The sequence below is a fragment of the Bradyrhizobium guangzhouense genome, from assembly GCF_004114955.1.
In the GTDB taxonomy this organism is placed as follows: Bacteria; Pseudomonadota; Alphaproteobacteria; order Rhizobiales; family Xanthobacteraceae; genus Bradyrhizobium; species Bradyrhizobium guangzhouense.
The window spans coordinates 1,161,927-1,174,705 of the sequence record NZ_CP030053.1 but is presented as its reverse complement, the minus strand read 5'-3'; the positions used below and the strand labels follow the sequence as shown (position 1 = coordinate 1,174,705).

Annotated in this window: 13 protein-coding genes and 1 tRNA gene; 5 read left to right on the top strand and 9 right to left on the bottom strand. The window is 65.3% G+C overall.

Features of this window, described 5'->3' with window-relative positions; genetic code table 11:
- From XH91_RS05785 to XH91_RS05760, 6 genes are all read right to left on the bottom strand, one after another.
- A complete protein-coding gene (locus XH91_RS05785; RefSeq protein WP_128949684.1) occupies positions 1-1,440 on the bottom strand; it encodes a hydrogenase 4 subunit F in 1,440 nt (479 codons plus the stop codon).
- Positions 1,437-2,099, bottom strand: a complete 663-nt coding sequence (locus XH91_RS05780) for a hydrogenase-4 component E (RefSeq protein WP_128949683.1) — start codon at positions 2,097-2,099, stop codon at positions 1,437-1,439. Before XH91_RS05780 ends, XH91_RS05785 begins: the two co-directional genes overlap by 4 nt.
- Positions 2,100-2,102: 3 nt before the next feature.
- Complete coding sequence (locus XH91_RS05775; protein ID WP_128949682.1) at positions 2,103-3,059, bottom strand: respiratory chain complex I subunit 1 family protein; 957 nt, start codon at positions 3,057-3,059, stop codon at positions 2,103-2,105.
- Positions 3,056-5,056 (bottom strand): hydrogenase 4 subunit B, encoded by a 2,001-nt coding sequence (gene hyfB / locus XH91_RS05770; protein ID WP_128949681.1) that lies wholly within the window; start codon positions 5,054-5,056, stop codon positions 3,056-3,058. The genes XH91_RS05775 and hyfB overlap by 4 nt, the downstream gene beginning before the upstream one ends.
- 40 nt (positions 5,057-5,096) lie before the next feature.
- Complete coding sequence (locus XH91_RS05765) at positions 5,097-5,366, bottom strand: helix-turn-helix domain-containing protein (protein ID WP_128949680.1); 270 nt, start codon at positions 5,364-5,366, stop codon at positions 5,097-5,099.
- A 305-nt stretch (positions 5,367-5,671) separates the two neighbouring features.
- Entirely contained in the window at positions 5,672-6,193 is a 522-nt protein-coding gene (locus XH91_RS05760) for a MarR family winged helix-turn-helix transcriptional regulator (protein ID WP_128949679.1), read from the bottom strand.
- Between the two features lie 176 nt (positions 6,194-6,369).
- Between XH91_RS05760 and XH91_RS05755 the strand changes: the two genes are divergently transcribed.
- From XH91_RS05755 to XH91_RS05745, 3 genes are read left to right on the top strand one after another with little or no spacing between them, the layout of a single operon-like run.
- A complete protein-coding gene (locus XH91_RS05755; RefSeq protein ID WP_164933624.1) occupies positions 6,370-7,410 on the top strand; it encodes a branched-chain amino acid ABC transporter permease in 1,041 nt (346 codons plus the stop codon).
- 7 nt (positions 7,411-7,417) lie between these two features.
- Positions 7,418-9,187, top strand: coding sequence for a branched-chain amino acid ABC transporter ATP-binding protein/permease (locus tag XH91_RS05750; protein WP_128949678.1), 1,770 nt, complete (start codon positions 7,418-7,420; stop codon positions 9,185-9,187).
- The gene (locus XH91_RS05745; protein ID WP_128949677.1) at positions 9,184-9,915 is read left to right on the top strand and encodes an ABC transporter ATP-binding protein; all 732 of its coding nucleotides are present in this window, start codon (positions 9,184-9,186) and stop codon (positions 9,913-9,915) included. Before XH91_RS05750 ends, XH91_RS05745 begins: the two co-directional genes overlap by 4 nt.
- Here XH91_RS05745 and XH91_RS05740 read toward each other — a convergent pair whose 3' ends face one another.
- On the bottom strand, positions 9,916-10,458 hold the full coding sequence (locus XH91_RS05740) for a disulfide bond formation protein B (protein ID WP_128949676.1): 543 nt from the start codon (positions 10,456-10,458) through the stop codon (positions 9,916-9,918). It abuts the gene before it with no gap.
- A 218-nt stretch (positions 10,459-10,676) separates the two neighbouring features.
- Here XH91_RS05740 and XH91_RS05735 point away from each other — a divergent pair.
- Positions 10,677-10,761: transfer RNA gene (locus XH91_RS05735), tRNA-Leu, on the top strand.
- A 104-nt stretch (positions 10,762-10,865) separates the two neighbouring features.
- Here XH91_RS05735 and XH91_RS05730 read toward each other — a convergent pair.
- The gene (locus tag XH91_RS05730; RefSeq protein WP_128949675.1) at positions 10,866-11,324 is read right to left on the bottom strand and encodes a DUF6314 family protein; all 459 of its coding nucleotides are present in this window, start codon (positions 11,322-11,324) and stop codon (positions 10,866-10,868) included.
- A gap of 95 nt (positions 11,325-11,419) precedes the next feature.
- On the opposite strand from XH91_RS05730, the gene XH91_RS05725 reads away from it, so the two are divergent.
- Positions 11,420-11,653 (top strand): hypothetical protein, encoded by a 234-nt coding sequence (locus XH91_RS05725; protein ID WP_128949674.1) that lies wholly within the window; start codon positions 11,420-11,422, stop codon positions 11,651-11,653.
- 10 nt (positions 11,654-11,663) lie between these two features.
- Here the strand turns inward: XH91_RS05725 and XH91_RS05720 are convergent, their stop codons facing one another.
- The gene (locus XH91_RS05720; RefSeq protein ID WP_128949673.1) at positions 11,664-12,623 is read right to left on the bottom strand and encodes an AraC family transcriptional regulator; all 960 of its coding nucleotides are present in this window, start codon (positions 12,621-12,623) and stop codon (positions 11,664-11,666) included.
- Positions 12,624-12,779 lie beyond the last annotated feature (156 nt).

The following is a 12,779-nucleotide window of genomic DNA, read 5'->3' as shown; positions in this document are numbered from 1 at the left end:
CTACCCCAGAAGCTTTGCGACGTTCTGGAAGCCGGCGACCAGCCCCGGCGGCAGATAGATGCCGGCCATCAGCACCAAAGCGAGATGCGCGAACATCGGCACATAGGACGCCTCCGCCGGCGCGGTAGGTCCCTTGGGTTCACCGAACATCACGGTGCCGACGCGCAGCAGCAGGCCGCCGAGCGCGATGATGATGCCGAGCACCAGGATGACCGTCAGCCAGGGCGCGTGCGAGAAGGTCGAGCTCACCACCAGGAACTCGCTCATGAAGATGCCGAGCGGCGGCAACCCGACGATGGCGACGACGCCGAGCATCAGCCCCCAGCCGAGCACGGGATTGGTCACCGTCAATCCACCGATGTCGGCGATCTTCTGCGTGCCCTTGACCTGCGCGATGTGGCCGACGGCGAAGAAGATCGCCGATTTGGTCAGCGAATGCATGGTCATGTGCAGGAGGCCGGCAAAATTCGCAAGCGGCCCGCCCATGCCGAAGGCGAAGACGATGATGCCCATGTGCTCGATCGAGGAGTAGGCGAACATGCGCTTGATGTCGCGGCGGCGGTAGAGCATCAGCGACGCGAAAATCACCGAGATCAGACCCATCGTCACCATCAACGGCCCCGGGGCGATGGCCGCGAGATTGACCGCGAGCATCATCTTGAAACGCAGCAGCGCGTAGAGCGCGACGTTGAGCAGGAGGCCCGAGAGCACCGCCGAGATCGGCGTCGGGCCCTCCGCATGGGCGTCGGGCAGCCAGGCATGCAGCGGCGCGAGGCCGACCTTGGTGCCGTAGCCGAGCAGCAGGAAGACGAAGGCGACGTTGAGCAGCGCCGGGTCGAACTGTGCGGCGTGCTTCACCAGCACCGTCCACACCATGCCGTCGAGCCCCTCGCCGACCACGGGGCGCGCCGCCATATAGACCAGGATGGTCCCGAACAGCGCCAGCGCGATGCCGACGCTGCCGAGGATGAAATATTTCCAGGCCGCTTCCAGCGCCTCGTGGGTGCGGTAGATGCCGACCATCAGCACGGTCGTCAACGTCGCCACTTCAACCGCGACCCACATCAGGCCGATATTGTTGGCGACGAGCGCGAGGTTCATCGCGAACATCAGCGTCTGATACATTGCGTGATAGAAGCGCAGGAACGCCGGCGTCAGGCGCCCGATCTCAATCTCGTGCTGGATGTAGCTCGCGCTGAACACCGATGTGGTGAAGCTGACGAGGGTGGTCAACACGATGAAGACCTTGTTGAGGTCGTCCACCAGCAGATACTGCCCCGACACCGGCTCGACCACGAACAGAGAAAGCGAGGTCAGGAAGGTCGCGAGTGCCGCCACCACGTTCAGCTTCGCCGTTTGCCTGTAACCCGGCAAGACCGCCAGCAACGCGGCTGAGACGGCCGGGATCACAAGGATGGCGCTGAGGACGTCGAAGCTCATCGCCGCTCTCCACGAAAACGATCGAGCGCCTGCACGTCCACGCTGTCAAAGCGCTCGCGGATACGGAACAGGAAGATGCCGATCACGATGAAGGCGATCAGCACCGAGAAGGCGACGCTGATCTCGACCACCAGCGGCATGCCCTTTGCGCCGGTCGCCGCCAGCACCAGCCCGTTCTCCAGCGACATGAAGCCGACGACCTGACTCACGGCATTGCGCCGCGTCACCATGACCAGGAGCCCCAGCAGCACCACCGACAGCGCGAAGGCAAGATCCTCGCGCGCGAGCGCATCGGCGCCCGGCGTCACCCGCAGCATCACCACCATCGACAGCGCGACGAGGCCGATGCCGGCCATCATGGTCAGCCCGATCCCGATCACGTTCTCGATCTCACGGTGGATGCCGAGCCGCTTGATGATCCGGTGCAGCGCCACCGGAATGATGATGGCCTTGAACACCAGCGCGATCAGCGCCGTGAGATAGAGGTGCGGCGCCTGCTGCACATAGGCCTGCCAGGCCACCGACAGCGCCAGCACGCCGGCATGCAGCGCATAGACGTTGAGCAGCGCATAGAGCCGGACCTGGTAGAGCATCATGAAGCTCGCGAGCACCAGAGAGCCGGCGAGCAGGTGGGCGATGTCGAATTGCAGGCTGCTCATCTGTCAGAGACTCCCCGACACGAAGCGCAACAGGGTGGCGAGCAATGCCAGCATCAGCGCCGCGCCCAGGAACTCGGGAATCCGGAACACGCGCATCTTGGCGATTGCGGTTTCGAACAAGGCGAGCAAGAGGCCAAGGGCCGTCAGCTTGCCGAGATAGAGCAGCGCGCCGAAGAGGAACCTTCCAACGCTCGCGTCCGCAGGCGCCATCCCCCATGGCAGGAACACACAGGCGATCAGCGAGACATAGAGAAGGAGCTTGAGCTGCGACGACAGATCGATCAGCGCGAGGTGCCGCCCCGAATATTCCAGCACCATGGCCTCGTGCACCATGGTGAGCTCGAGATGAGTGGCGGGGTTGTCGACGGGGATGCGGGCATTTTCCGCCAGCGCCACGATGGTCAATGCCACGAACGCCATGCCCAGCGACACGCGCAGGCCGACGGCGTCCGAGCCCATGAACTCGGCCACGGTGGCGAGCTGTGTCGAGCCGGCGATCATCGCGACCGAGAACACCGTGATCAGCATCGCGGGCTCCGCCAGGGAGGCGATCATGACCTCGCGGCTGGAGCCGATGCCGCCGAAGGCGGTGCCGACATCCATGCCGGCGAGCGCCTGGAAGAAGCGGGCGCTGCCGAGCAGCGCAATGATGGCGATGAGATCGGCGGTCCAGGAGAACAGGAGCCCGTTGCCGAAGGTCGGCACCAACGAGGCCGCGACCCAGGTTCCTGCGAACATCAGATAGGGAATGACACGGAACAGCCAGGATGCATTGTCCGCGAGCACGACGTCCTTGCGCATCAGGCGAACGAGATCGCGATAGGGCTGGAGCAGCGGCGGCCCGCGCCGGCGCAGCAGCCGCGCCTTCACCTTGCGCACGAACCCCGTCAGCAGCGGCGCAAGTCCCAGCACCAGCAACATCTGGGCGCCCTGGGAGAGGATGTCGCGCAGCGCATTCATAGGGCCACCACCAGCAGCAGCACGATCAGCGCCACGAAGACCAGCGTCAAATAGCGGCGGATGGTGAGAAACTGGAGGATATTGATGCGGTCCGTCGCAAAGCCGACGACCTTCGCGATCGGCGCGTACAGTGCATCCCAGATCAGATCGTGCAGCTCGACCTGGAGCCGCGCAGGGCGCGGCGAGGACGGCGGCGGCATCTCGCCGACCTCGCGCGCCGCAAAGATGATGCTGCCGAACACGCGGCGGATCGGCTGCGAGAAGCTGGAGGCGGAATACTGGATCGCCGGGTTCGGATCGGGATAGCCGCAATCCCAGGCCGGTGCGCGGCGCAAGCGGTCGGAGGCGAGACGGTGAATGGCCGACGCCGCCGCCGTGCCGCAGAGTGCTGCGAACACGAACACCAGAAGGCCGTTATAGGAGCTGCGGCTTTCCGCGATCGGCACGATGGTCAGCCACTGCAATCCGACCTGATGCGGCATGACGTTACCGACCATGTCCTTGCTCACCGGCGCCAGCGCATCGATGAGCAGCCCGGGCAGGATGCCGGCGATGAGGCAGAGGCCAGCGAGCAGCAGCATCGCGGTCAGCGAGAAGCGGTCGGTCTCTTGCGCTGACGCCGCGACATCCGAACGCGGCCGGCCGAGGAAGCTGATGCCATAGAGCTTGACGAAACAGGCCGCAGCCAAGGCGGCCGCGAGCGCCAGCAGGCCGCCGACAGCAGGAATCGCCAGCTTGAGGCCCCAGGAAGGCAGTTGCGGCGAGAGCAAGATCGCCTGGAACGTCAGCCATTCCGAAACGAAGCCGTTGAATGGCGGCAGCGCCGAGATCGCGACGCAGCCGACCAGCACCGCGAACGCCGTCTTCGGCATTTGATGAATCAGCCCGCCGAGCTTCTCCATGTCGCGCTCGCCGGTTGCTCCCAGCACGGCGCCGGCGCCAAAGAACAGCAGGCTCTTGAACAGCGCATGATTGAAGACGTGCAGCATCGCCGCCGTGAAGGCCAGCGCCGCCACCCAGTCGAGCCCTTGCGCCTTGAAGGCCAGCGCCAGGCCGAGACCGGTGAAGATGATGCCGATGTTCTCGATCGTCGAAAAGGCGAGCACGCGCTTGATATCGCGCTGCATCAGCGCATAGAGCACGCCCAGCGTCGCCGTAGGGCCGCCGACCAGCAGCACCACCATGCTCCACCACCACACCGGCTCCGGCAGAAGATCAAACACGATACGCACGAAGCCGTAGACGGCGACCTTGGTCATGACGCCGCTCATGAGGCCGGAGACATGGCTGGGTGCAGCGGGATGGGCGAGCGGCAGCCAGGCGTGCAGCGGCACCAAGCCGGCCTTGGAGCCGGCGCCCAGCAGCACGAGGATCACCACCATGCCGGTCAGCGCAGCGGAAGGATGCGAGGCCCGGATCGCATCGAAATCGTAACCGGCGCCGCTCGCGAGCAGGCCGAAGGCAAGCAGCAGCGCCAGCGTGCCGAAACTCGCCATCAGAAGATAGACGTAGCCGGCGCGGACATTCTCGGCCTCCCGGTGATGCGACACCACCATCGCCCAGGACGTCAGCGACATGAATTCCCAGGCGACCAGGAAGCTGAAGGCATCGTTCGCCAGTACGACGACATTCATCGCTGCGAGATAGGCAGGATAAAACGGCAGCACGCGGCCGGGGGAGTCCTCGTGCCGGCCGTAACCGAGCGCGAACAAGCTCGCGGCGGCGCCGCCGAGATTGATGACGAAGAGGAAGAAGGCCGACAGCGCATCGAGCCGGACATGGGCACCGAGCCAGGGCAGGCCGATCGGCAGCGTCGCGCTCAACACGGGATGCGCGGGATCGAGCAAATGAAGGAGCGCAGTGGCGCAGAGCGCAGCCGTGATGACGAGGCAGGCGCCATAGAGCACGACCGAGCCGCGCGGACGCATCGAGAGCGCGATTGCAGCCGGCGCCAGCGCCAGCAGAGCCGCCACTGACCATAGCGCCACCGCGATCATGGCCGCTCCCGGATCATGATCTGCGCGCGCTTCGTCATCGCTATTGGCTGCCCGCGCTCGGAGGTGGAGACTTCAGCCGCACACCGCGTCCCCCGGCGCTCGATGCCGATCCCTCGGCGATCAGCTCGATGCCGGCAAGCGAGAGCGCCTCAACCAGCTTCATCAGGGAATCGACGTTGCCGCGGATCACCCCTTCGGAGGCCTCCATGCGCTGGATCGTCGGCAGCGACAGCGAACTGCGCTGCGCGAGCTCGCGCTGGTCGATCCCGAGCAAGGCTCGGGCGGCTCGAAGCTGCGCGGCGGTGATCACGGGGCAGGCTCTCCGTGGCAATTACGGTGATTGATTTAGCAAGCTTAATCGATACAAAATGATTTTTCAAGCATCATTTTGTATTTTCAGCGCATCAATCGGGCGACCTCCCAGGAGCTCACGCCATCGCATTCCCGCATCAGGCTCGTCAGGACGCCTGGTCCTGAGGCGATCCCGGAATAGCGGAGTGAGCGGAGCGACGCGGATGCCGGGACATAGCCTGGCCAAGCCCCGGCATGACGACCGCTCCATACGGCGCCGGATTCCGGGGTCACGCTCGCGCGCAGCCGGAGTGATTGCCCGTCTCAGAACTCGTTCGCGATCTTCGACAGCATCTCGATCAGCGCTTCGCGGTTGGCCTGCCCGAGCAGCTCGTTCAGCCGCGACTCGTGCTTGGTGGCGACGAGCTTCTTGGCCCTCGAAAGCACGGCCTTGCCCTTGTCGGTCAGGACCAGGATGTGGGAGCGACGGTCGTTGGTGGAGCGGATCCGGGCGCAGAGGTCGCGGCTCTCGAGATTGTCGAGCAGGGCGACGAAGTTCGGCCGGAGGATGCCGAGAGTGGAGGCGATCTCGGTCTGGTTACGGCCGGGGTTTTTCTCGACCAGCAGCAGCACCGAGAATTGCGCGGGCGTCAGCTGGAGCGAGGCCATGCAGCGCAGGAAGTTCTCGAACACCTTGAGCTGCGCCCGTTTCAGCACGTAGCCGAGCTGCTCGGAGAGCTCGCCGAGCTGAAGGGCTTCCGGCAGGCCCTCGGCGGCATCCTTGCGGCCCCTGGTCGCGTCGCCAGCTTTTTCGGAGGACTTTTCAGCGGTTTTGGAAACGGTCATCGCCTCGTGCTCGTAATCCCGCTAAATTCGGGACGGGTCGTTCGCCCACCCTTGATGTTATATTTGATAATTGTTATGGACCATATCAAATATCGTCAGCGTATTTCAATGGCTGTGAGGGGACCATCCACCGCAATTGCGGAGACCGGTCCCTAATCAAGGGGGAGCGTCCGGACTTGAACACCACCATCATGCTGTTCCTGCTGCAGGACGGCATCACCAATGGCGCGATCTACGCGCTGCTCGGCCTGGCGCTCGTGCTGGTGTTCGCCGTCACCCGCGTCATCCTCATCCCCCAGGGCGAATTCGTCACCTATGGCGCGCTCACCTATGCCTCGCTGGCCTCGGGCCAGATGCCGGGCACGGCCAAGCTCGCGCTGGCGATGGGCATCACCGCCTGCGCCTTCGACCTGTTCGTGGCCCGCAAGACGCTGCATGGCCGGCTGATCCTGCGCAGCGTCCTTGCCAATGTGGTGCTGCCGGCCATCGTGCTGGCACTGACGATATACTTTGTTGCTCAGAAGCCGCCGGTCGCGATCTGCATCGCGCTGTCGCTGGTGATCGTCGCGATGATCGGCCTCTATCTCTACCGCATCGCGTTCCAGCCGCTGGCACACACCTCGGTGCTGGTGCTGCTGATCGCCTCGGTCGGCACGCATCTGGCGCTTCAGGGCCTCGGCCTGTTGTTCTTCGGCGCCGAGGGGCAGCGCGGACCCGCGGTGCTGTCAGGCGCCTTCACCGCGGGCTCGCTGCGCTTCACCGGCCAGAGCCTCACGGTCTACGGCATCACCATCGCCTTCATCGTCGGTCTCTGGCTGTTCTTCGGGCTAACGCTGTACGGCAAGGCGCTGCGCGCCACCGCCGTCAACCGCCTGGGCGCCCGGCTCGCCGGCATCCGCACCACGCTGTCGGGGCAGATCGCCTTCCTGCTGGCCTCCGTCATCGGCGCGCTGTCGGGCATCATGATCGTGCCGATCACGACGCTCTATTACGACTCCGGCTTCCTGATCGGTCTGAAGGGCTTCGTCGCCGCGATCATCGGCGGCCTCGTCAGCTATCCGCTTACGGCGGTCGCGGCCCTGTTCGTCGGCATCGTCGAAGCGTTCTCGTCCTTCTATGCCTCCAACTACAAGGAGGTGATCGTGTTCATGCTCCTGATCCCCGTGCTGCTGTTGCGCTCGCTCGCCGCGCCCGCCGTCGAAGAAGAGAAGGACTGAGGCGAAGATGCAGAGCCGGCTTCCCATTCTCGTCTTCGCATGTGTCATGGCGGCGATCCCGTTCATCCCGGGCATGCCACCGTTCTGGATCGTGCTGCTCGACAATATCGGCCTGTCCGCGCTGGTCGCCATGGGCCTCGTGCTGCTCACCGGCGTCGGCGGCCTGACGTCGTTCGGCCAGGCCGCCTTTGTCGGCTTCGGCGCCTACACTACGGCGCTGCTGACGACGGCCTATGGCCTGTCGCCCTGGCTGACCTTGCCGCTGTCGCTCGTGGTCAGCGGCCTGCTGGCGGTGCTGCTCGGCCTCGTCACGGTCCGCCTCTCCGGCCATTATCTGCCGCTCGGCACGCTGGCCTGGGGTCTCGGCCTGTTCTACCTGTTCAGCAAGCTGGAAGTCCTGGGGCGCAACGACGGCATCTCGGCGATCCCGCCACTATCGATCGGCTCGCTCAAGATGCTCTCACCGGGCTCGATCTATTTCGCGATCTGGATCGCGGTCATCCTCTCGGCGCTGCTGACGATGAACCTGCTGGACTCCCGCACCGGTCGCGCCATCCGCGCGCTGCGCCGCGGCCATGTCGCGGCCGAAGCTTTCGGCGTGCACACCCCGCGGGCGAAGCTCTTGGTGTTCATCCACGCCGCCGTGCTCGCGGGCCTCTCCGGCTGGCTTTATGCCCATCTCCAGCGCGCGGTGAACCCGACGCCGTTCGGGGCGCAGGCCGGCATCGAATATCTCTTCATCGCGGTGGTCGGCGGCGCCGGCTATGTCTGGGGCGGCGTGCTGGGCGCGGCGATCGTCGTGATCCTGAAAGAGGTGCTGCAGAGCTATCTGCCGCTGATCCTGCCCGGCTCCGGCCAGGTCGAGACCATCGTGTTCGGCATCATGCTGGTGACGCTGCTCCAGCTTGCGCCCGGCGGCGTCTGGCCCTGGCTGATGTCGTTCCTGCCTGAACGCGCCGGCGGCAGGAAGCTTGATACTTCGCTGAAGCTGGACCAACGCACCCGCACGCCCGCCGAATCCGGCGTGCTGCTCCAGGTCGAAAAGGCGCGGAAGCAATTCGGCGGTGTCATCGCGGTCAACAACGTTTCCTTCGACGTCCAGGCCCGCGAGATCGTCGCGCTGATCGGACCGAACGGCGCCGGCAAGAGCACCACCTTCAACCTGATCACCGGCGTGCTCTCGGCGACATCAGGCTCGATCTCGGTGCTCGGCAGGAAGGTCGACCGCGCACCGCCGCAGGAGATCGTCAAGCTCGGCATCAGCAGGACGTTCCAGCACGTCAAGCTGGTGCCCGATATGACCGTGCTGGAGAATGTCGCGATCGGCGCGCATCTGCGCGGCCATTCGGGGCCTCTCTCATCGATGCTGCGGCTCGATCGCGCCGACGAGGCAAAGCTGCTCGCGGAGGCCGCGCGCCAGATCGAGCGCGTCGGCCTCGCCGAGCAGATGCACCAGCTCGCGGGAAGCCTGTCGCTGGGACAGCAACGCATCGTCGAGATCGCGCGCGCGTTGTGCGTCGACCCGATGCTGCTGCTGCTCGACGAGCCGGCCGCGGGCCTGCGCCACATGGAGAAGCAGCAGCTCGCCAAGCTGCTGCGCGACTTGCGCGACGGCGGCATGTCCGTGCTTCTGGTCGAGCACGACATGGGCTTCGTGATGAACCTCGCCGACCGCATCGTGGTGCTCGACTTCGGCACCAAGATCGCCGAAGGCACGCCCGCCACGATCAAGACCAATCCCGAAGTGATCAAGGCCTATCTCGGAGTGGCGGCATGAGCGCGCTGTTGTCAGTCACCGACGCGCATGTCGCCTATGGCAAGGTCGAGGCCGTGCGCTCGGTCTCGCTTCAAGTCGGCGAGAACGAGATCGTCACCATCGTCGGCGCCAACGGCGCCGGCAAGACCACGCTGCTGTCGGCCATCATGGGCATTTTGCCGCTGAAGGGCCGCGTCGCCTTTGCAGGGCAGGACCTCGCCCGGCTCGACATCGAGGATCGCGTCGCGATGGGCCTCGGCCTCGTGCCGGAGCACCGCGAATTGTTCGTCACCATGAATGTCGAGGACAATCTCGAGCTTGGCGCCTTCCGCATCGAGAAGAGCCGGGCCAAGGCCTCGATCGAGCGGATCTACACGCTGTTTCCGCGGCTTAAAGAACGACGCAAGCAGCTCGCCGGCACACTCTCAGGCGGCGAGCAGCAGATGCTGGCGATGGGGCGCGCGCTGATGGGCGAGCCGAAGCTGTTGATGCTGGACGAGCCGAGCCTCGGCCTCGCGCCGATCATCGTCGCCGACATCTTCCGCATCGTGACCGAGCTAAAGGCGAGCGGCGTCTCCGTGCTGCTGGTCGAGCAGAATGCGCAGGCCGCGCTGAAGATCGCGGACCATGCCTATGTGATGGAGCTCGGCGAGTTCGTGCTGAGCGGCAAGGCCAGCGACATCGCGGCGAACGAGCGGGTGGCGGCGAGCTATCTCGGCTTCCAGCACGAAGGCGCGAGCGCGATCTAATCAGGCTCGCTTTGCGCTCCGCACAAAACCCCAGGCGGCGATCGCGGCCATCAGCAGCGAGATCAGCACGTTGTAGCCGGCGAGCGAGAGGCCGAGGAAGCGCCACTGCACCTCGTCGCAGCGCACCACCTTGACGGTGTCGAGCCGCGACAACAGATCGCCGGCACTGCCGAGATTGACGACCGGACCGGAGCAGTCGGTCGGTCCCTTCCAGAACCCCCATTCGACGCCCGAATGGTAGGTGCCGAGGCCGGCATTGGCGAGCGCCGCCAGGGTGAGGATCGCGAGCCCCGCCAGCAGGAGCGGCCGCGGCGCGCCGCTCCGTGCCGCCAGCGCGGTGAGCGCCCCGAGCGGGATCGCGAGATAATAGGCATAGCGCTGCTCGAGGCAGAGCGGACAGGGCAGGATCTCCAGCACCAGCTGGAAGAACCAGGCGCCCGCGATCGTCGCGGCCGCGATCAGGGTGACGGCCAGCGAAGCGGTCAGCGCGGGGCCGCCGGCAGCGGGGCGAAACGCTTGTATTGCGGCACTCTGGGTCGTCACGGCGGCCTCTCCGGCTAGGGGCGTGGTTCTAGATTTTGACGCGTTTTCTTCACGCGAACCGGTATCCACTTCGCTCGAAAACGCTATTAGCCTCTAACCCCGGCCCAGGCCCCTGTCGAGAACATCGGGGATCACTTTGGCGCGGGTTGACCGGGTGTTTTCCATGGCTATAGTCCGCCGGCTTCGCGACGCTCTCCTTCCGGAGGGGCCGACCGAGGGCCCCTGTGGCGGAACTGGTAGACGCGCTCGACTCAAAATCGAGTTCCGCAAGGAGTGCTGGTTCGATTCCGGCCAGGGGCACCACGCTTCGGGCTTCGCGTGGCGCGGCCATGCGCAAGACCGAAGGGCGAAGCGTATCCGGCGAAGCCTCTTGGCGAAGGCGGACTGGATCCACAGCCTCGCCTTCCTCACACCCGCGCGTAAGTCGTGACCATCGTGTAGTCCTTGCGCGGACCTGACACGGCGTGGCGAATGACAAAGCCGCCCTCGCCGCGGAAGGTGTAGGTCGACTGATAATGGTCGAGATTGCAGCGATGGCCTGCACTTCCGGTCAAATCACCGCCGTCGGATGCAACGAGTTCGATCGCATGAAATAGCCTTGGCGGGGTCTCCCTGAAAAACACGTCGAATCCGCGAACGCGCGTGCGGAAGACGTAGTCGCGCCCGGCCTCGAACTCGGTGCCGTTCAGGAGCCTTAGGCGTCCCTGTTCGCGATAGGCCAGGCTCCCCGCGTCCAGGGGCGTGAAGGTTGCGACGCCCTGCATGCTCCCTTGCCATTCGATGAGCCTATTGAACGACCAGGAGCCGGTCAGCCGCTTCATCACCTCGGAGGCATCACCCCAGCTGTCGGTCACAGTTTGGTTCATATCCTTCGGACCCCAGCCCACCAGCGACGCGTTCGACTTCGCTGCTGCAATACCTATATCCTGGGCTGAACGCGTGTCGATGCAGCGAGCAAATGATGGCCAGGAGACGCCCGACCGCAACGGATGCCAACGACCTGCCCCGCTATCTCGTCTGGGTCCGCGGGCTCGAGGGGCCGGAGCCGCAGAAATGGGTCGACATGGATTTTGGCCTTGGCGACTGGAAGCGGCCGCTTGTGCTGGCCTGGCTGGAGCTGCCGGCGGACGAGCGGCGCCTGCCGCTGTCGATGCTGGCGCGGCGCTATCCGCCGCCGAAGGTGGAGCAGCTGTAAGCGCGATCGCTCACTTGCCCCGCGCCGCGGTCGGCGTCAGGCCGAACCTGCGGCGAAAGCAGCGGTTGAAATAAGAGAGGTCGTTGAAGCCGCAGGCAAACGCGATGTCGCTGATGCGCCCCTCGCGATGGGCGAGCAAATCTGCAGCCTTGCGCAACCGCAATTCGGTCAGGCGCGTGGTGAAGCTGGCGCCGGCCTCGAACAGCAGCTCGTTGACATAGCGCTCGGAGAGACCGGCCGCATTGGCGAGCTTCTGCGCGGAGAAATCCGGCTCGTGGAATCGCACATCCAGGATCGACAGCACGGCCTTGAGCCGCACTGCGCGCAGGCCCCGGCGCCGTGCGGCGGCCGCGACGTCGCTGCGGGCGCCGAGGCCGATCGCGGCGAGATCGAGCAGATGAGACGCGATCGCCATGCCGGCCTCGTCGGCGGCCGCGGGATGACGCAGCAACAGGTCGCTGTAGTCCATCACCAGCGACAACGCGCCGCCCGGCTCGAGCTCGCAGCCGACGAGATCGTCGACGTCGGTGACCATCGCGCGCAGTGAATCGACCGGCAGATGCACATTGGTGAAGCGCTTCTGGCTGGCGCCGTCGGCGGCGAAAAACGGCTCGTCGAGCTTGAGCAGCACCATCGATCCCGGCCGCATGGTGAATTCGCGGCCGCGATGGATCACCTGCGAGGGACGGTCTCCGGTGTTGCGCACGAGGCAAAAGCGATCGTCGCCGGTCTCGATCACCTGGCGCTTTTCCCGCCGCACCGTGACGAAGCTGCCGTTGCAGCGGCCGAGCAAGGTGGTGCCGATATGAATCGAGTTCATCGCAGCGCGGAACGGCACGTCGGAGGCCGGATCGAGCTCGCCGGTGTTGGAGAAATGCTCGAACAGCTCGGCGAAACGGATGAAGCGCTGCCGGTCGGACAGCTCCTTCGGCAACATCTCGGTGGAGAGCGACTTCCTGACGACGGCCATCGAGAACGACTTTTTCGAGAATGGCTTTTCTGGGTTCTTAAAAAAAGCGCAGCACGCAACAGGCTTCGCGGGCCGGATATGAACGCCCGCTGCAACCGATGGGCGCAGGCTATCAGCACGCTGGCGTGAATCAAGCTGCGCCGGTCAGTCCAAGCG

Bases quoted from the DNA above. Each gene is read 5' to 3' on its own strand.
- XH91_RS05760 (WP_128949679.1), bottom strand. From the start codon at position 6,193: ATGACCGTTTCCAAAACCGCTGAAAAGTCCTCCGAAAAAGCTGGCGAC.
- XH91_RS05730 (WP_128949675.1), bottom strand. From the start codon at position 11,324: ATGAACCAAACTGTGACCGACAGCTGGGGTGATGCCTCCGAGGTGATG.
- XH91_RS05750 (WP_128949678.1), top strand. From the start codon at position 7,418: ATGCAGAGCCGGCTTCCCATTCTCGTCTTCGCATGTGTCATGGCGGCG.
- XH91_RS05745 (WP_128949677.1), top strand. From the start codon at position 9,184: ATGAGCGCGCTGTTGTCAGTCACCGACGCGCATGTCGCCTATGGCAAG.
- XH91_RS05720 (WP_128949673.1), bottom strand. From the start codon at position 12,623: ATGGCCGTCGTCAGGAAGTCGCTCTCCACCGAGATGTTGCCGAAGGAG.
- hyfB (WP_128949681.1), bottom strand. From the start codon at position 5,056: ATGATCGCGGTGGCGCTATGGTCAGTGGCGGCTCTGCTGGCGCTGGCG.
- XH91_RS05725 (WP_128949674.1), top strand. From the start codon at position 11,420: ATGGCCAGGAGACGCCCGACCGCAACGGATGCCAACGACCTGCCCCGC.
- XH91_RS05785 (WP_128949684.1), bottom strand. From the start codon at position 1,440: ATGAGCTTCGACGTCCTCAGCGCCATCCTTGTGATCCCGGCCGTCTCA.
- XH91_RS05775 (WP_128949682.1), bottom strand. From the start codon at position 3,059: ATGAATGCGCTGCGCGACATCCTCTCCCAGGGCGCCCAGATGTTGCTG.
- XH91_RS05780 (WP_128949683.1), bottom strand. From the start codon at position 2,099: ATGAGCAGCCTGCAATTCGACATCGCCCACCTGCTCGCCGGCTCTCTG.